The sequence below is a fragment of the Microcoleus sp. D2_18a_D3 genome (genome assembly GCF_036702455.1).
GTDB lineage: Bacteria > Cyanobacteriota > Cyanobacteriia > Cyanobacteriales > Microcoleaceae > Microcoleus.
Genome location: NZ_JAUBTK010000048.1, coordinates 24,860 through 42,592 on the forward strand (window position 1 = coordinate 24,860; position 17,733 = coordinate 42,592).

The following is a 17,733-nucleotide window of genomic DNA, read 5'->3' on the forward strand; positions in this document are numbered from 1 at the left end:
GAAAACTATTAGGATGTCATAGTTTCGAGACATTTGAGAGGGTTTCCGGTTGCATCTGAGATATTGCACCATTCTCAATTAGGTTTTTAGGAACAGGCTTTCCGGCCTGTTCCACAAGAAAATTTATCTTTTGTGGAACAGGCCGGAAAGCCTGTTGCTGACAATGGTGCGCCTCTTTTTCCTTGTTCCTTCAACATCCCAATTACCAAGGATTGCCAATCATTGTAAAGGCGGCCCAATAATAAGGATGCGAAAGCACTCGATCGCCCCGCGCCGCAATTTCTGGAGGCAAAATTAGATCCCCAGAAAGCCCATCGGCTCGCAACATTCCGTCTTGAATCCGCACGCGCCCCCGCAGCATCTCCAATTGCGCGCGCCGCAAAGCCTCCGCTTTAATCATCAAATTGCCACCGCCTCTGGGGGCCCGCAACTGCCGATAAAACTCAGTCATCAGCCCCAAAGTCCCATCATCGCTGACTTCCCACAAACTCGCTAAAGCGGATCTAGCACCGCTAGCTACCGCCAAACCCGCAAACCCCAACTCCGCCTCTTCGTCGCCCAAAGCGGTACTGCACGCGCTTAAAACTAACAGATTCACCGGCGGTTCATTCCACCGCAACTGTGCCATTTGATCGATACGTAATTTAGTATCCCACAACTGAATGTAAGAATTTTTCGGTTCCCCAGGCAGGAATTCGCTGTGAGTTGCTAAGTGAATGATTCCAAAAGGCCGATTTGCCCGCTGAGCTTGCAAATTTCCGAGAGTAAAATCTTGATTCAAAAATAATTTTCCTTCACTTGGCGGCGCGATCGACTCTAACTCCACCGGTACCGCTGGTAATGGCGCTTTATCTTCAAATACCGACGCCCCCATTGCCAAAACTTCATCATCCGCAATATTGTCGTAGCCGATATCAGTCAAACTCAGACTCGGCATCACGCTAATACTGTATTGCTCAACTAAAAATTGTTTGCCATTGTGAAGAGCAGCAAAGGGCACACTCCGCAAACCTGCTGCCGGAATTACAATTAAATTGTCAATCTTTAAAGCGGCCAATTCTGGGGCCATTGGCGCAATTAACCAGCGATAAAGTTTTTGAGCCGAATCCAAATAACTAATGCTGCTTCTTCTTCTGGGATTAGTTATTTCGGTTTGCAGGGCATCCGCCAATTGCAACACCTGCCACCGCGTTGTCGCCGGAACTACAACGCGCATCGGTTGAGCGTTAGCTGTGACTAACACTAATTCTAAAAGCTCCCCGTTAGGAACATCGGGAATTTCTTGGCTCAGTGGCGACAACCTCTGGGCCAACTTATCTTCTAAGGGGCGATCGGGCCCGGAGGTGAGGTTATTTCTCACAGGCAATAGATTAGATAAATCCTGACTTGCCACCAGCACAGAACCATTTTCTTTGGCTGCGGCTGCATCCGATCTCCTGAGCCAATTCATATAAATAATTGCAGATTTTATCCCGGTAATTTGTTCGTTTTTGCGAAGGGTTTCGTAAATCACCGATAGATTAGTAATCGGCTTTCTTGGCGGCAAATCCAGATATTTTTCGTACTCGCGAGTAAAGGTTTGTTCAAATTCTAAAACTCCCGAACCTGCCGCATCTAATCTGCGAGAAGGAGCGAAAATATCCTGGCTAATTGGGGAATTTCGGTCTCGATTGGGCGATCGCAATTCTACTTGCAAAGATGAAGGAAATGACTGCTCCGGATCGGGATTTACGGACTCTAGAGGCGGTTCGGGAATTGGTTCGGGAATTGGTTCGGGAATTGGTTCGGGAATTGGTTCGGGAATTGGTTCGGGAATTGGTTCGGGAACTGGTGCAGGAGTAGAGGGCGCGGCCGGTGTAATTAGGGAAATCTGATTTGGTAAACTTCCTTGGGTGTAAGTTTGTCCAAAAGAAAAAGTGGGCAAAATGGCGTTTCCCACGCCAGCATTAATGCTTCCTCTGGTTCCATTGTCGATCGCGCCGCCAACTACAAACGGTCGATCGCTATTGCCTCCGTGGCGAATTGCGATCGCCCCCGCCCCCGCACCTCCGGTAGTAGAAATACTGGAAATATTGCCCGATATATCATCGTTGAAAACATTGTTCGATCGAAACAAACCGAGGGTTCTCACATCAACGCTGCCGCCAGTGCCACCAGTGCCGCCTCTAGCGTTGATAAAGCCCAACTGAATGTCACCAGTCGCGTTCAGGGAAACGCCCCCGCCGTTGCCGTTTGAAGTGCCGCTGGAGTTGATATCTAGAGCCGAAATCCCCGCCTTCGAGGTGAGAGCAATATTTCCGCCGATCGCCCCCGAAGCGTTCAAAGCTCCCGCAGTTAGAGGGCCGGCATTGCTTTGGAGAGCGATCGCGCCTCCTGTTCCCGCCGATGACGAGTCGATCGCACCTGCAGCAACAGTATTTCCCTCAACCCGAATCCTCCCACCATTCGAGGTAATATTGCCAGTCCGAACCTCGCCGCTTCCTTGCAGGTTCACGCTGCCACCATCCGTCCTTAAATTACCCTCTAAGAGGACATTTTCTGCCTTGATATCGGCTCCCAAAACGGCCGTGCTGTCCCCCCCGAAGCGAGCGGAATCTCGCGCGTTAACGCTCAAAATGCGCGCTGTAATTGTGGAAGCAGCCGTCACGCTAGCAGCATCGGCCGAGAGCTGGCCCAACCTCTGAGTTTGACCGACTAGGCCGTCAAAAGTAATGTTGCCGCCAGCGCGCAGGGTCAAATTATTAGCCCGGCCCGGCGTGCTGTCGAGGGTATTGGCAAAAGTGATATTGCCGGTAGTGGTGGTTAGGGCGGCGGTGCGATCGACTGTGACGGCACTGTTGAAAGTCATGTCGCCAGATGTCGCAATATTGCCCGATACCTCGGTACTGCCGGCGTTAACAGTCAAACTCGCCAGCGGTGCAGCTTGACCGACTGTAGCGCCGAACAGCACTCGCCCAGCGTCTAGTCTCAGGGCGCGAGATCCGTCTAGGCTACCGGAGAACAGAATGTTGCCGCTAGCTTGAGTGCTCAAAGCCACGTCAGCATTGAGGGATGCGTTTCCTGTAAAAGTGAGCTCGCCGCCGGATGTCGCAATGTTGGCGTTGAGATCAGTTTGAGGCGCGTCGAGAGTCAAGCTAGCGCTGCCGCTTGTATTCAGGGGATTGTCGATCCTGATCGAGTTACCTTGAAGTATCAGCGGGCTGTTGAAGGTAATGGGTGCGACGATCGCGATCGACGAGGTGCTACCGTTTTCGCGCCCGATCGCGATCGAGCCGAAATCCCCCGCCAAAGCGCCGAGATCCGTTGCCGTCAAGTCTAAAAGGCCCAAAATATCGCCGGTGCCACCGATCCGAATTGCTCGGCTATCGTTGGGCTGCAAGCGAATTGTTCCCCCCGCACTGGTGACAGAATTGCTGCCGCCTCTCAAGTCAATGCCGTTACCAGTGAGAGCGATATTGCCGCCGTTGGCATTGAGTCCGCCCAGAGAGATGCTGCTGGCGAAAATGTTGATGTTGCCACCTTGAGTCTCGATTAAATCGTTGGGGTCATTGACCAAAAACACTCCGCCCGCTCTAAATGTTACCGTGTCTCCCGTTCTCGCTTGCAGGGAAAGTTTGTTATCGGGCAAGTTTTGGACGGTGATATAGCCGGGGGTATCTAGAACCACGTTGCTGCCGGCGGCCATCTGTTCCAACTGCACTTCTGAGATCGATGTTTCATTGGGTTCGGGTTCCGATTCGAGTTCCCCGCCTGTCGAACCCCCGCTGCTGTCGCCGTTACCGCTGACGATCGTAATATTTGCCGGATCGAGCCACAAATTGCCGATCGCACCGTTAGTCGCGCGGGTATCGACCTGTCCTTGGAAAGTTAAAGCATTTTTGCCCGAAACTTCGACTCTGCCGCCGTTACCTGCGGCGATGCCCCCGCGAGCACTAATATTGCCCAAGAAGCGAGTTGTATTGTCTGACCAAATTACCGCAGTGCCGCCATTGCCGCGGTCGATCGCGTTTGCTGCGATCGTAGAATCAGGACTAACATAAGTTACCTGGGCGTTTGGCACTGGTTCCATCCCCCGGAAACCGCCTCCGACGCGCACAGTACCTCCGCCGTCAGTGCCGGAAGCATCGATATTTGCGCCGAAGAGTCCGACTTTTTCCCCTAAAATATTGACTGTGCCGCCAGCATTCCCAGAAGGGCCAAAGACATTTACAGAACCGGAGACGATCGCACTTCCGGCAACTGCGGCCACAGTTTGCCCGCCAGTCAGTACCAATTGGCCTTGTTCGTTAGTCGTTAAACCTGTGGCTGACACTACGCCGGAGCCCGTCAGCAACTGAGGCAAAGAAACCGGGGCGATCGCCGAGTTTTCTGACTGCAAAGACGGAGTAATTTCTAAACTTAATAAATTGCCAACTTGACTGATGCGAACTGCATTTTGGCCCGGAACAGCAGCCACAGTAATTTGACCGTTGGGAGCGGATAATTGTCCTGTATTAATAACGGTTCCACCGAGCAAAGTTAAACTTTGCCCGCTGCCAACTGCCAATTTTCCGGCATTGACAATTGCACCGAGTTGTGAGTTATTAAAATTAAATTGATTGGGATTTCCCAGTAAAGCTTTGTAATCATTAATTCCCGCCGAATTGAACCAGCGATCGCCGAAACCAATACCTGTAGCAGTTGTCGCGAAAAAAGACCCCGGCACGTTTAATCTAGCATTTTGACCGAAGACAATTCCCGCCGGATTCATTAAGAATAAATTTGAGTTGCCGCCGGTTACAGAAATCAGACCGTTAATGATGGAAACATTGTTGCCGGAAATCCGCCCTAAAATATTTTGAATATTTGGATTAGTTAGAAAATTAGCTATTTGACCTTCGCTGAGATTAAATTGGCTGAAGCTGTGAAACAGATTTGCGCCGTTTCCTGACTGTTGTCCGCCACTAATGTCTGTGCGGTTTTGCTCGGAGTTAACAACAGTATTAGTGCCGTCATTTGCAGGAACGACAGATTGCGATCGCACTGCTAGCGGTAGCAGCCAAAAACCTAATGTCAAAATTAGAGCAGAACGAAAATAGGTCATTAGTCAGTTGTCAGTTCTCAGTTGTCAGTTGTCAATAGTCATTACTCAATAGTCATTAGTTAGTGGTTATTTTTCTTATATTTGTTGTTATTTGTTGGTTCCAATGACCAATGCCCCATGCCCCATGCCCCATGCCCCATGCCCCATGCCCCATTCTAATCTCTTATCGTTTTGATTTTTTTTGAGCTGTAATGTTCCGCCCAAGTGCCAATAAACTTAAAAAGGTCGATCGAACACTGCCACCGCCGGGGTCGATCGCACTCCCAAACCACCCGTTGCCAGAATGTCGGAAATACAATGCAGATTTTATATCGATCTGTAACGAGTGTATTGACAAAATCCCCCCAGAGTCCTAGGATTGGAGCACTGATTGGGTGGGACAGTAAAAACCCACACAATAACTGGCTCCTCTAATAAAGTTAAAAGCAAAATATTGATGCTTTTAGAGACCAACCATGCAAACTCAAACTTCCTCATTTCTAACTGAACAAATAGTAGAGCAGATATTTTCGTCAGGCGAACTGACTCGCGATGACAGACAGCGAATTCAGTCAATGCTCTTAAATGAGTCTATCGGAGAAAATGAATTGAGCTTAATTGAAAGAGTCATGGAAGGCGTAGTCAAGGGAATACTTGACGTGCTCGATTAGTTTAGAAATGGCGATCACCTATCTAAATGTAGGGTGCGCCGAGCCGCGCACCTTACCCTAATTTTAAATATAGCAACCGCCAAGACGGTTAGGACATTCTTAATCGCTGAAACCATAGCTATTACTGCTTTTTCCTTCTTCCTTCTTCCTTCTTCCTTCTGCTATAAAATCGAAAATTCTGTCACCGTTCTAAAAATCATCATCGGGGCCCTCATCCGGGCCCTCATCCGAACTCGGATCGCGACGCACAAGTTCAGAAGGAGGCCTATCGTTACTCCAGGCCCACCACACGCAATCGCACTGGCAGCGGTAAAATTCTTGCCACTTGCGGCGGTTGAACTCGGTGTATACTGGCGATCGGCGATTAATCCAGACCTCAGCGGCATCCGTGCAGCTAGCGCCGCACTTGGGACAGCAAAACTCATTAGCGTGAACCGCCGTCGCAGTCCATTCAGGAGGATGTGGAGCAAAAGCTTCCATGTGTTAGAGTTTCTATCTAAACTGCTGGTAATTACGGCAAATCAAGGGTTGCTAAAGATCCGCAGAGTTCGGAATGACCTAAGCAATGACATAAGTACGCTGTTGAGTGCGTAATTCATCAGCCCGTTATTTTTTTTAGCATTTGCCGTCAGATGAATAGTATAACTGATGTGGTGCAAACCGTCGATCGGCATTCTTAAGTATTTCAAGGACTAGGCTCATGTCTATCTACAATCTTATCTCGTTTCTGGGCATCTTTGGCTTGTGTGCGATCGCCTGGGTTTTTTCCGAAAACCGACAGGCCAAGTATATTCCCTGGCGCGTCATCATCTGGGGCATTGGCTTGCAGTTAGTCTTAGGATTTTTAGTATTCCTGTTCCCCCCAACTCGCTACGCTTTAGAGGGGTTTACTAGGTTGCTGGATGGAGTATTCACCGCTGCTGACGCTGGAGCTAGATTTGTATTCGGGAGCAATGTTGTACCGATACCTGGTAAAGCTCCGGCAGTTAATTTAGGATATATTTTTGCCTTTCGAGCTTTACCGACAGTCATCTTTTTTTCTGGCCTCATGGCCTTGCTATACAACATCGGCTTGATTCAAATTATCACCGAATTTTTTGCCAAAATCTTTTATACGACAATGCGGTTGAGCGGCGCGGAAGCCCTCAGCGGTGCCGCCAATATTTTCGTAGGAATTGAAGCAGCAATAGTCGTCAAGCCTTATTTGCCGAAAATGACTCGTTCGGAACTTTGTGCAATCCTCTCTTGCTGTTTTGGAACGGCCGCTTCTTCAACTTTAGCAATTTACGTCAGTTTTCTCGAGGCAGTTTTTCCCAATATTTTAGGGCATTTAGTTTCAGCCTCAATTATCGCCATTCCCGCTTGTTTTGTCCTCTCCAAAATTTTAGTACCAGAAACAGGCGTGCCGCTGACAATGGGCGGCATTCCCAAGGAAGAGCCGAAGCCTAAAGGCCGCGAGTTTGTGGGCGAAGAAATTTCCGAAATGGAGGGCGAAGAATTCAAACAAGAGACTGTTGGGGGAGAACCCATCGAACGAGTCAGCCCTTTGGATGCAGCGATAATTGGTGCATTGGACGGTGTAAAAATGGCGGTAGCCATTGCCGCTGTTTTGATTTTAATCTTAGGCTTAGTTTCCTTAATCAATCAATTCTTTGGCTGGCTGGCAATTTTGCCCGGCCCCATTGGTGACTTGTTCAAAGTTGTCACCTTAGCGAACATTATGGGATTTTTATTTTATCCCCTGACGCTATTAACAGGAGTCTCCATTGACGACTCTTGGCAAGCATCAGTAATTATCGGTCGCAGGCTGTTAGAAACAGCCATTCCGCCCTATCAAAGTTTAGCAGAAGCGGGGGCAAAAGGACTGGTGAGCGATCGTACAGTTTTAATTGTCAGTTACGCCCTTTCCGGCTTCGCCCACTTAGCCTCCGTCGGCATATTTGTCGGCGGTACGATCGCCCTAATTCCATCCCGTCGCAAAGACATTTCCGAACTCGGTTGGAAAGCATTATTTGTAGGCACCTTAGCAACAATGATGATCGCTTGCATCGCCGGCACCTTCGACACCGGAGACGCCAGCATTTTAGGCGCTAAAACAGCCCCTGCTGCCCCGCTAGCAGCCCCTGATTCTCCCAAACCACTGCCATCCCCAGCCGCTAATTCAAAACCGTCAGTTGCCCCAGCAATTGCCAGTCCGAAGCCTTCGCCCAAGAGTGAAAAAGCAACTCCGAAAGCTCAATAATCTCCCTCTCCCGAATCCCAGAAAAACCCTTAATTATCTTCTATGGACTTGTAGGGGCGGGTTTTACGAACAATATTTAACTCCCGTCCAAAATCTACAGAAACCCGCCCCCACACAACCAATAACCTACATCAACTTTGATTTGGATAAAATCAGTTATGGACGCACTCTGACCCAAGAAACCGGGTTTTTCACCAAATCTGTGGCTGTAACGAATTATTCTCGCAAAAAACCCGGTTTCTGGCGACCCGTGCATAAGTCCTAAGATTGTCAATTATCGACAAATATTGTATGTAAAACTAGCGATGGGGTGGGGGCGGGTTTACGAGATTGTAGGTTTTAGGCAATTATTGTCGGTAAAACCCGCCCCTACAAGCGGCTGATAGATATTATTGTTTTTTATGCAGATGCAATTCCCCCTTACCAATTACCAATTATCCCAAAATTTATGAATCCCGAACCTGAAATTCGCCGCCTGTTAGATGTGATGCCAGCTTCCGGCCGCATGATGTGTAAAATTATTAATAAGCCCCAACAATCAACGGTAATTGACTGCGATTTTCCTTTGCCTTGGAATCAATCTCGCCCGATTTATATTAATTTTGATTTGTGGCGACTGCTATCTAAGCCGCAGCGGGATTTACTGCTATTGCGGAATGTAAGTTTTCTGTGCAATTTTAAGTGGTTTAAACCGGATATTTATCAAGGTGCGGCTCTGGCGGGAATTGTCGGGACTGTTGTAGAATTGTTGCAGGGAGATGCGATCGGCACTGCGATCGCGGGCGGTTTGACGGGACTGGCCATGACTCGAATTTGGCGCGACAACCGCAGTTCCCAAGTAGAGTTAGATGCTGACGAAGGAGCGATTAGAGTAGCGGGAAGGCGTGGTTACAACGAAGCGGAAGCGGCCGGACATTTGCTAGGGGCGATCGAGGCTGTGGCGCAAATTGAAGGGCGCAGTTTGGATTTTAATGAGTTGATTCGGTGTCAAAACTTAAAGGCGATATCGGGTATTTCGGCGGTGGGCGTACCCGATAGTGTGAGGCAAGAGTAATGCGATCGCAAATTATAACCATTCATCTCTTTACAGACAAACTAACAAGTTGCTTGAGAACCCGCATAGCTTCATTTAAGCCATTATTGCGACTATTGCAAATACTAAATAAATCTGACAGCGCATATTGATTTATTTCCCCGCGCAGCAGCTTCAGGAAAATATATTCTTCGCCGTTAGTTATCATCCCAAAAGTAGAGTTTTCGGGGTAAGGATTTCCCATCATGTATGCTAAAATCTGGGGAATCGCCCGCGAAACACTGAAACCATATTCTTTACTTTCAATTACCACTATCCAAAATTGATTTTGAATGACTAAAGCATCAATTTGTGTAGACGCGGTTGCAACCGCCGATTTATAAACAGAATAACTTATTCTTCTGCTCGATCGACCGCCAGCTTCGCATACTTCAAATTATTTTGATATTCTACAATCTTTTGCTGGCTAATTTTGTATTTAGGACTATTAGCAGGTATTTTTTTCATGCCAGCAATTGCTTGTTCCCAGGCAACAATCACCTGTTGCCACTGTTGTTTTGTTGTGGCAGTTTGAGTTAAAGAAGCTGCACGAGTTGCTTGATTTACTGCTTGCCGAAAATCATTGTCAGCATTGGTTGGAGTTGCTGGCGGAGTTACTTTTGGATTCGCTGGTAAATTTGTCGGCGGAGTAGTTTTGCTGGGAGTGCGATTCGCAGGTAAGTTTGTCGGTGGAGTAGTTTTGTTGGCAATTGGAGACGGAGTTGCTGTTGGAGTCGCGGGTAAATTTGTCGGCGGATTAGTTGGTGAAACAGCAGGCGGAGTAGCAGGTAAATTAGCTGACGGAGTTTGTAGTGATGCCCCGGCAGTTGCTGGCTTGAGTGCGATTAGCATCTCATACCTCTGCGTCGATTTATCTACTTCTGCAGTTGTCATGGCTATGCCGCGTACAGAATTAAGAGCCGCGATCGTCCGATCGAATTCTGCTATATTTTCTTTGGGTACAGATGACTCGATGAAATTTTTAGATGCAGCAGAATTGACCAGGGTCAGAATTTGTTCAAAATTGAAATAACCGTAGCCGCTGTTAGGCTTTGGTAAAGAACTCGTAATTGTTTGAAAGTTTTCGCTTTGTGCTAAAGTTGGATTTGATGTAGCTGCGATCGCTGGTAATGTTTTGGCATTCCCTACAGCGATAAATACTGAATTTGCATTTAACCAACCGTGTCCCAATACAAAGTCTTGACTGGGCGCTTGCCATTCAGTTATAGCTCGATCGGCAATCTGTTTTTCAGATACGGCTATACCATTACCTCGGGCCAGCACATTCAATTTAGCAAACGTGCTTTTAGCTGCTTCAGGATTGCTGGTTTGAATTACTATTTTTACCCCGATCGCACTTTCTAAAGATACGTCGGGCAGTGAAATTACTCCGAACCCGTATTCTCCATCCATCCAGCCAAAAATATCTTTATCTAAATCGAGATTTAATAATGCTAAATTTCCTCTTAATTGAGTAACTCCCTGGCTGAATTCGGGAATATTTTGTGTTTGGCTGACAAAATTACCCCAATTATTATTGATGCCTTTACCTGTAAATAAAGCAACTGTTTGCTGGGTAAAATAACTAATTATTTTTTCAGTTGCGGGCTGAAAGTTGGTTTGAGTGGTGGCATTCGGCTGTAAATTGGCAACAGTATTAATCCGAATCCCAGCATCATCAATGCCAATACCGCCGCTTAAAGACTTTATCGGATATAGTTCCGGTCGATCGAGCAGCGGTGCATTTTGAGTTTGAGGAGCATTTGCCACACTCTCCTTTATCAAGGCTAAACTATCAAAAATATAAAATTGAGCTACTGGATTGTCAATTTTTAAATCGCTTGATAATACTTTGGCAACTTCTGCCTTGCTTGCTAAAGATGGTTGTCCTTTGTAGATATCAATAGATTTTTGGACATTTTGCTCCTTGTCACTGCAAACAAGATAACGCTTCACGATCGCGCAGTAGCTTTTATCGCCTTTGTTAGTAGTAGACTCCAGTATTTTAAATCCTTTGTAATCAATCTCTTTAAATTTTTCGTCAGGATTAATCTTGCTGAGCTTTTGATTTAATTGCCACATACTCAGCTTATTTTTAATCGTAATTACCCCGATAAATTCAGGAGTAGGCGATTGCTGTCCTTGGGTTTTAGCTGATGGTAATGCAGCCCAGACAACAGTACCCAGCCAAGGTTTGATATCTCGATCGTAATTCAGTTGAGGACTTTCCTTAGCAAATTCTTTCTCAAACTCTTTCCAAGCTCGATCGAAAAGTTCCCTAGCTTCTGGTGTGCCAAATTTCTGTAACTTTGACCAAGACTCAGGGTTGAGATCGATCGTGCCGCCCACTAAAGCGTCACTCGGAATCAGTTTAGCATTATCTAGGGGTTTACTATCAGCTCCTAAATAACCATCCGAGTACAGATATGTTGCCGCGCCGCCGATCGCAAGTAAACTCAAAACAGCAACGGTGGTTTTAGCGAATTTGCCAGCCATAATGTTTTTTTTAATAAAGATTGTTTGAGACGATATTAACTTCCCACTGTTTGTAGTGCGGACTTGGTGTCTGTAATTTCGGAGCGGACACCAAGTCCGTACTGCGAACTAATTTTTGAGAAACTAATTTTTTGACGGTCGATCGAGCAGACATTGCATAATACAATATTGTAGTTTTCTAATTGTGGAGCGTCAAGAGCGGCAATCTAGCGGCAACAATTCTTATTAGGTTGTTTGAAAACTTACATGAATTTGGAACTGAATTGTTTGTATAAAGTTACGATCGATCTATCCCCCTATGACTCCTCCTCATCTACTGGCCGACTGAGATAATCCGGCAACTCATCAAAACATACCCCCACCAAACGGCAAAAATCCCTCATTTGCCGAACAGTCATCGTAGGTTCGTCTCCCTTTTCCCATCGCCGCACCGACGAAGCAGACACCCCCATCCGCACAGCCAACTCTTCTTGGCTCAAGTTAGCGTCCTCTCGCAGTCTCCGAAAAGGCAACTCATTTTCTGGTTGCCGTTGACGTTGCCTTTTTTTTACCATATTATTTAACTATTCAATTTAAGCGCTTAAATTAAGCGGTTAGTGGCACAGCCATAGCCAAAACAGACTGCACTAAAAATCAAAGGTGCAATTCTGTCACTTTTCTATGGGCAAACATACCCAATTTACAATACAGCCATGAACACCCCAGAAACTCCAAACGCCTGGATTATTTACCGACTCCTGCCCAACTTTCAGCGCTTACCCGTCGCACAATTTCGCAGCCGCAGCGAAGCAGAATCTTCCCTGAAAGTCATCCGGCAAATGCTACCCAATACCGAATTAATACTTGCTTTCGAGGTTGGGCCAGAAAATCAAACTACCGAACTCAATCAGCCCCCTGCTAAAGAACCAAACTTGCCAACTTCAGCTAACCGAGAACTCTTGAAACTTTTCATTATCAGTTCTCGTCCTGTTGTTTCCCGCGTCATTCATTCTTTTCACCGCGATAATTTTGCCTGCGTTTCTGACTGGAGTCCGCTTGTCCCAACTCAAAATCCCGGTGAAGTGATGAGCGTCTTAATTAAACATTTGGCTGCTGACTCTTAGTGACGGTCTAGTTCCCGCCTTGGTAGGGGCAATCCCTCGGCGATCGCCCCTTACTTATGACCTAGAACAGTGATAAACTTGATATTCATACCCATCTACCGCAGGGAAATCGCGCGATTCAACCTGACATTTTTGTGCTGCTAAATTAACAGGTTCGCGAAAGTTCACCAACCACAAATCAAGCGGGCGTTCCAATTGACTGAGTGTTTTATAAAGTGTCCCTGCCGCTATTCCTGGTGCATCCCTTCTCTGATTAGCCAAAAGAAACAGCGGAGAATCAAAGGCTTTAACTTCTTCTTTCTTCCTAACATCCGTTACATCCGTTACATCCGCTACAAAATCCGTTGCCGAACTTCTTTCCCATTCCCACCCTATCCCCATCAACTCTCCTATTTCTACATGAGTCTTTTGAGTAGTGGCAATTAACACGGGAACTTTCGATACTTGGCGGATAACCGGAATTAAAAGGTCTGGTTTGTAATATTTGCGATAGCCGAGATTGGAATTTACTGTGACACCGCTAAAAAAACCCATTACTAAAATTAGCACCACTGCTTTTTTGCCCGGAACTTCGATCGCCCGTAAATTAAACCATTGACTTTTTGCTGTATGTGTGTTATAAATAACCGCCAAGGTTGCTCCTAAAAGCAATATCACCCCCGGAAAGTAGACGAAATTGTATCGAGCGCCGCGAGTTAGGTCAATCCCTAGAATATATGCAAAGCTGAAAAATAGGAAAATTGCTCCTAGCACAAATCCGCCGAAAATAACAGCAGCTAAACGAGTATCGGGCGTTGTTAAGGAATTTTTAAGAGCGCTAAACAGGATGGGAAGCACCAATATAAAAAATATTGTCATTGCGATCGCCGATGCAACTACTACTGCCAAATTGGGCGATTCCACCGGCAGTAGAGACATGACAGTGATCCATCCAGCTAAAGCTTGAAAAATCGGATTGATCCAATTTAAAAATGTGCGATCGCCGCTGACAATCCAATTAGTTAGTTCGCTGCCGTATTTATTTGACAAAAATACCGGCAGCCAAACTAAACCGCCTGCTAAAGTACCCATCGCTACGGAGAAAAGCGGCCAGAGAATTTGAAATTGCCAAATATTAGACTGCTGGCCGTTGTCAATTGGCAACCTTCCCTTAAGCTGCTGCCAGATTACAGCAATTAATGCTATTGCTTCCGCACACAAAGTCAGTACAAAAAAGTAGTGAACCGCAATTCCCAAACAGTTAACAACTACCCAAAGCAGCACCGCCCAAATAGGCAGGGGAGCTCGCTGTTGCAGCTTTTTTGCAGCTAAGGCGAGGCAAAAAAGAGAGGCAAGAACTAATAAGATTCCTAAAGTGTAATGGCGAGCTTCTTGAGCGAGATAAATGCCGTAGGGAGAAACTGCCATCATCGCGGCCGCACATTGACCGACTAAACGAGAACTAAAAGCAAACTTGCCTAAAAAGTAGATAGCGGGAACTGAAATCACGCCCAATAAAGCAGGGAGCGATCGCCCAATCCAAACTAAACTATCCTCGGTGGGCCCAAACAGTCGCATCCACCAGTGGGCGAGCATAAAATATACTGGTGGATGGTTGCTTTCTAGCAGCAAATGGTTTAAGACATGTGCAATGCCAGCATCGGAACCAAATTGTAGCGGTTGTAATAATGTAGAAAGGTCGATCGCGCGATCGAGATGCACCCCTCGAAAACTGTTGCCCAAGCTAAAAACTAGAGTCGAAAACTCGTCTGTCCACAGGGGTTTAGAGTTTAAATTGGCAAATCGCAAAATAAAGGCGATCGCCGTCCACAGCAATAGCAACAACAGTTGTTTGTTCTTTATCATTAATTCAGTCATTCAAAGGCATAGGAAAGAAGAGCCATTAGTCATCAGTAATCAGTCATTTTATCAATGATCAATTACTAATTACCAATTACCCATTACCCATTACCAATTACCTATCTACTTCCGTTACCCGCCAGCTCAACTTCATATTAATCCAGAAATTCCACAGGGTCACAGCCGCGATCGCAATTAAATTAGCCAAATATTCATTCATCCCAAAAATATTAAACAGCCAATTAACCAGCAGCACATTCAAAATCAAACCCATCAAGCAAATGGTATTAAATTTCAACAGCCGTTTCAATCGCTGGCGCTTTCCTGGCTGCCGCTTAGAAATATCGCCAAAAGTCCACAAATCATTCCACAAAAAGTTACTGATAATTGCCAATTCAGCAGCAACGATCAGACTGCGAGTCAGCTCCCAATTGAGGATATCCCGCAGCACGTACAAAACCCCCATATTCACAAACACGCCGCTGAAACCCACAATGCCAAACCGCAGAAACTTGCCCATCGGCCAGCGGGCAAACCGCAACCTCAGCAAATGTCGCAAATACTCAATATACTGTTTCCAGGTAACTTTGCTCTCCCCTTCTTGCCGCTCCTGAAACACGTAACCAACTTCTCCAATCCAGCGGATGTCCCCCCTGCCGAGCACTTCAATCAAAATTTTGTAACCAGCAGGATTTAGCGTTTTGCCCGCAATGCAACTGCGACGCACCATAAAATACCCGCTCATCGGATCGGAAACTCGGCCCACCACTCCCGGCAGGATCACCAACCCCACAGTCTGAGCGCCCCGCGATAAAAATCGCCTGACAACGCTCCAGTCGCTCACACCACCCTCGGCAACGTGACGACTCGCAGCAGCTAAATCTGCTCCCCGCTGAATTTCTGCTAAAAGCTGCAATAGCGTCTCCGGGGGATGCTGCAAGTCGGCATCGATGACGCCCAAAACCTCGCCCCGAGCGACCTGCCACCCGCGAATTACCGCTGTGGAAAGTCCCCGCTCGTGTTCCCGGCGCATCACCCGCAATTGCGGATATTCCGGTGTCAGGGACAGGGCGACTTCCCAGGTGCGATCGGGGCTGTTGTCATCGACTACAATTAATTCATAGTTGCCGGGAATACTGCCATCGAGCAAGTGGCTCAATTTTTCCACAATACTCTTGACATTCTTGCACTCGTTGTAGGTGGGAATGACCAGGGAAAAATAAATTGGCGGTGTGCCTGCATCTGTAAAAGTTGAATTGAAAGTCTGTACAGCAGGAATTTGCAAAGGCCCAGACGGCACTGGCAAGAGGTGATTGGCTTGGTTTATGCCCATAATTTCAGTTCCCAAAAAGTAAAGGATGGTTTTGTAAGACTTGAGATTTTAGAAGATCGTTCCTCCATAATTGATTAGTTAAAATATAAAAACGCCTTAATTCCAGGCAGCAATTCAGTAGCTTAGCTAACAAAAAAACTGTGGATGCAATTCTCGATCGAGCTTTACAAGGTTATAACATTTCTTCTGCAGAGGCATTGGTACTTTTGCAGCAAAGAGATCCCGATGCGCGAGCTTCTATTCAAGCAACCGCTGATTTGCTCCGCCGCCAACAATCAGGGGATACAGTCACCTACGTTATCAATCGAAATATTAATTTTACTAACATTTGCCAGCAGCATTGCAGTTTTTGTGCATTCCGCCGCGACGAGGGAGATGAGGGCGCTTTTTGGTTAGATGCGGCTCAAATTCAGGAAAAGGCAACTGATGCAGTGCAGCGGGGTGCTACGGAAATTTGTATGCAGGGGGGCTTAAATCTTCAAGCTAAGCTGAACGGCGCATTTTTACCTTATTATCTGCAATTGGTGAAAACTATTAAGGATAAGTTTCCTCAGTTGCACTTGCACGCTTTTTCGCCGCAAGAAATAGAATTTATTGCCAGAGGAGATAATCTTAGTTTCAGCTATGTAATTTCGGCTTTGCAGGATGCGGGAGTCGGTTCGATGCCGGGAACCGCTGCAGAAGTTCTCGACGATTCTGTGCGACGGGTGATTTGCCCGGAAAAACTAAATTCGGCAACTTGGCTGGAAATTGTGGGAACTGCTCACCGTCTGGGTTTGCCGACAACGAGTACGATGCTTTGCGGGCATATTGAGACAGCCGAACAGCAGGTTTTGCATTTAGAAAAAGTGCGAGCGCTCCAACAAACTGCGATCGACCAAAACTATGGGGCACGCATTACAGAATTTATTTTACTACCATTTGTCGGACAGCAAGCACCGGCACCTTTGCGGAGTCGAGTCGGCCGCGACCAACCAATTTTAGCAGATACGTTGTTACTCACCGCTGTATCGAGAATCTTCTTAGGCAATTTGATTCCCAATCACCAGCCGAGTTGGGTAAAATTAGGTTTAGATGGAGCTACAGAAGCGCTGAAATGGGGCTGCAACGACATCGGCGGTACATTGATGGAAGAGCACATTACAACGATGGCTGGTGCGGTTGGCGGCAGTTGTCAATCTGTGGAAGATTTGCAAAATGCGATTCGTTCTTTGGGGCGGAGTTATCAGCAAAGAGATACAATTTATCGACCTTTAGGGGTTGACAATTTGGCAGGAATAAGTAGTAGGATAAATTGAGCGATGCCTTACAGCGAGTTCACCTCAATTATCAAAGTTAAACAAGCCTTTGGATTAACAACTGTAGAAGGGCCGCGATTTCTACCGCAAATAAGTCCGATCGCTCCGAGTGCAACCCTGACAGATTTTTTGGCGAATAGTTTACCCGTAGCTGTGGCGACAGGTAGCGAAAAAGCTCGATCGGAAATGATTATTACTCCGGTACTGCTGGAAGTTAGGAAGATTTTGCAGCAGAATATTAGCTTGTTTTCGGGGGAAGACTTTACGGTTGATTATGAAAGTGGACTAAACGGGATTTGTGATTATTTGATTAGTCGTTCTCCAGAAATGCTGGAGATTGAAGCACCCGCAGTGGCGGTTGTTGAGGCTAAAAAAGCCGATTTGAAGACAGGAATTGGACAGTGCGTTGCAGAAATGGTGGCAATGCAGAAGTTTAATGAAGCGAAGGGGAAACCAATTTCAGTTATTTATGGCAGTGTCAGTAACGGCACGCAGTGGCGATTTCTCAAACTAGAGGAAAAAATTGTATCGATCGATCTTAATGACTATGCCTTGCCTCCGGTGGACGAAATTTTGGGAATGCTAGTTTGGATGGTACGAGATGGCTAATTGAAACC

General features: G+C 46.6%; 14 protein-coding genes. 6 read left to right on the forward strand and 8 right to left on the reverse strand.

Annotation, left to right across the window (positions count from 1 at the left end; all coding sequences use genetic code 11):
- Positions 1 to 202: 202 nt before the first annotated feature.
- Entirely contained in the window at positions 203 to 5,083 is a 4,881-nt protein-coding gene (locus tag QUB06_RS20875; protein WP_333436873.1) for a CHAT domain-containing protein, read from the reverse strand.
- Positions 5,084 to 5,538: 455 nt separating this feature from the next.
- Here QUB06_RS20875 and QUB06_RS20880 point away from each other — a divergent pair, with 455 nt between their 5' ends.
- Positions 5,539 to 5,733, forward strand: a complete 195-nt coding sequence (locus tag QUB06_RS20880) for a hypothetical protein (RefSeq protein ID WP_333225289.1) — start codon at positions 5,539 to 5,541, stop codon at positions 5,731 to 5,733.
- A gap of 189 nt (positions 5,734 to 5,922) precedes the next feature.
- Here QUB06_RS20880 and QUB06_RS20885 read toward each other — a convergent pair whose 3' ends face one another.
- On the reverse strand, positions 5,923 to 6,213 hold the full coding sequence (locus tag QUB06_RS20885) for a hypothetical protein (protein WP_333436874.1): 291 nt from the start codon (positions 6,211 to 6,213) through the stop codon (positions 5,923 to 5,925).
- A 220-nt stretch (positions 6,214 to 6,433) separates the two neighbouring features.
- Between QUB06_RS20885 and QUB06_RS20890 the strand changes: the two genes are divergently transcribed.
- Together QUB06_RS20890 and QUB06_RS20895 are read left to right on the forward strand one after the other, a co-directional pair.
- Positions 6,434 to 7,975, forward strand: coding sequence for a nucleoside transporter C-terminal domain-containing protein (locus QUB06_RS20890; protein WP_333436875.1), 1,542 nt, complete (start codon positions 6,434 to 6,436; stop codon positions 7,973 to 7,975).
- A 448-nt stretch (positions 7,976 to 8,423) separates the two neighbouring features.
- Complete coding sequence (locus tag QUB06_RS20895; protein ID WP_333436876.1) at positions 8,424 to 9,029, forward strand: DUF3318 domain-containing protein; 606 nt, start codon at positions 8,424 to 8,426, stop codon at positions 9,027 to 9,029.
- Between the two features lie 22 nt (positions 9,030 to 9,051).
- Here the strand turns inward: QUB06_RS20895 and QUB06_RS20900 are convergent, their stop codons facing one another.
- From QUB06_RS20900 to QUB06_RS20915, 4 genes are all read right to left on the reverse strand, one after another.
- The gene (locus QUB06_RS20900; protein WP_333436894.1) at positions 9,052 to 9,405 is read right to left on the reverse strand and encodes a type I restriction endonuclease; all 354 of its coding nucleotides are present in this window, start codon (positions 9,403 to 9,405) and stop codon (positions 9,052 to 9,054) included.
- A complete protein-coding gene (locus QUB06_RS20905; protein ID WP_333436877.1) occupies positions 9,402 to 11,543 on the reverse strand; it encodes a DUF3352 domain-containing protein in 2,142 nt (713 codons plus the stop codon). Before QUB06_RS20905 ends, QUB06_RS20900 begins: the two co-directional genes overlap by 4 nt.
- Before the next feature lie 10 nt (positions 11,544 to 11,553).
- Positions 11,554 to 11,697 (reverse strand): hypothetical protein, encoded by a 144-nt coding sequence (locus QUB06_RS20910; protein ID WP_333436878.1) that lies wholly within the window; start codon positions 11,695 to 11,697, stop codon positions 11,554 to 11,556.
- Positions 11,698 to 11,839: 142 nt separating this feature from the next.
- Positions 11,840 to 12,097, reverse strand: a complete 258-nt coding sequence (locus QUB06_RS20915) for a helix-turn-helix transcriptional regulator (RefSeq protein ID WP_333436879.1) — start codon at positions 12,095 to 12,097, stop codon at positions 11,840 to 11,842.
- A gap of 138 nt (positions 12,098 to 12,235) precedes the next feature.
- Between QUB06_RS20915 and QUB06_RS20920 the strand changes: the two genes are divergently transcribed.
- The gene (locus QUB06_RS20920) at positions 12,236 to 12,646 is read left to right on the forward strand and encodes a hypothetical protein (protein WP_333436880.1); all 411 of its coding nucleotides are present in this window, start codon (positions 12,236 to 12,238) and stop codon (positions 12,644 to 12,646) included.
- 54 nt (positions 12,647 to 12,700) lie between these two features.
- Here QUB06_RS20920 and QUB06_RS20925 read toward each other — a convergent pair whose 3' ends face one another.
- Both QUB06_RS20925 and QUB06_RS20930 read right to left on the reverse strand, forming a co-directional pair.
- Positions 12,701 to 14,491 (reverse strand): glycosyltransferase family 39 protein, encoded by a 1,791-nt coding sequence (locus QUB06_RS20925; protein ID WP_333436881.1) that lies wholly within the window; start codon positions 14,489 to 14,491, stop codon positions 12,701 to 12,703.
- Between the two features lie 109 nt (positions 14,492 to 14,600).
- Positions 14,601 to 15,818 (reverse strand): glycosyltransferase, encoded by a 1,218-nt coding sequence (locus tag QUB06_RS20930; protein ID WP_333436882.1) that lies wholly within the window; start codon positions 15,816 to 15,818, stop codon positions 14,601 to 14,603.
- Positions 15,819 to 15,958: 140 nt separating this feature from the next.
- On the opposite strand from QUB06_RS20930, the gene cofH reads away from it, so the two are divergent.
- Both cofH and QUB06_RS20940 read left to right on the forward strand, forming a co-directional pair.
- Positions 15,959 to 17,116: a 7,8-didemethyl-8-hydroxy-5-deazariboflavin synthase subunit CofH gene (gene cofH, locus QUB06_RS20935; RefSeq protein WP_333436883.1), complete on the forward strand. Its 1,158-nt coding sequence runs from the start codon at positions 15,959 to 15,961 to the stop codon at positions 17,114 to 17,116.
- 3 nt (positions 17,117 to 17,119) lie between these two features.
- Positions 17,120 to 17,725, forward strand: coding sequence for a hypothetical protein (locus tag QUB06_RS20940; protein WP_333436884.1), 606 nt, complete (start codon positions 17,120 to 17,122; stop codon positions 17,723 to 17,725).
- Positions 17,726 to 17,733 lie beyond the last annotated feature (8 nt).

Coding starts and splice junctions, on each gene's coding strand:
- QUB06_RS20915 (WP_333436879.1), bottom strand. CDS start 12,097: ATGGTAAAAAAAAGGCAACGTCAACGGCAACCAGAAAATGAGTTGCCT.
- QUB06_RS20885 (WP_333436874.1), bottom strand. CDS start 6,213: ATGGAAGCTTTTGCTCCACATCCTCCTGAATGGACTGCGACGGCGGTT.
- QUB06_RS20875 (WP_333436873.1), bottom strand. CDS start 5,083: ATGACCTATTTTCGTTCTGCTCTAATTTTGACATTAGGTTTTTGGCTG.
- QUB06_RS20920 (WP_333436880.1), top strand. CDS start 12,236: ATGAACACCCCAGAAACTCCAAACGCCTGGATTATTTACCGACTCCTG.
- QUB06_RS20940 (WP_333436884.1), top strand. CDS start 17,120: ATGCCTTACAGCGAGTTCACCTCAATTATCAAAGTTAAACAAGCCTTT.
- QUB06_RS20925 (WP_333436881.1), bottom strand. CDS start 14,491: ATGATAAAGAACAAACAACTGTTGTTGCTATTGCTGTGGACGGCGATC.
- QUB06_RS20910 (WP_333436878.1), bottom strand. CDS start 11,697: ATGTCTGCTCGATCGACCGTCAAAAAATTAGTTTCTCAAAAATTAGTT.
- QUB06_RS20890 (WP_333436875.1), top strand. CDS start 6,434: ATGTCTATCTACAATCTTATCTCGTTTCTGGGCATCTTTGGCTTGTGT.
- QUB06_RS20905 (WP_333436877.1), bottom strand. CDS start 11,543: ATGGCTGGCAAATTCGCTAAAACCACCGTTGCTGTTTTGAGTTTACTT.
- QUB06_RS20895 (WP_333436876.1), top strand. CDS start 8,424: ATGAATCCCGAACCTGAAATTCGCCGCCTGTTAGATGTGATGCCAGCT.
- QUB06_RS20880 (WP_333225289.1), top strand. CDS start 5,539: ATGCAAACTCAAACTTCCTCATTTCTAACTGAACAAATAGTAGAGCAG.
- QUB06_RS20930 (WP_333436882.1), bottom strand. CDS start 15,818: ATGGGCATAAACCAAGCCAATCACCTCTTGCCAGTGCCGTCTGGGCCT.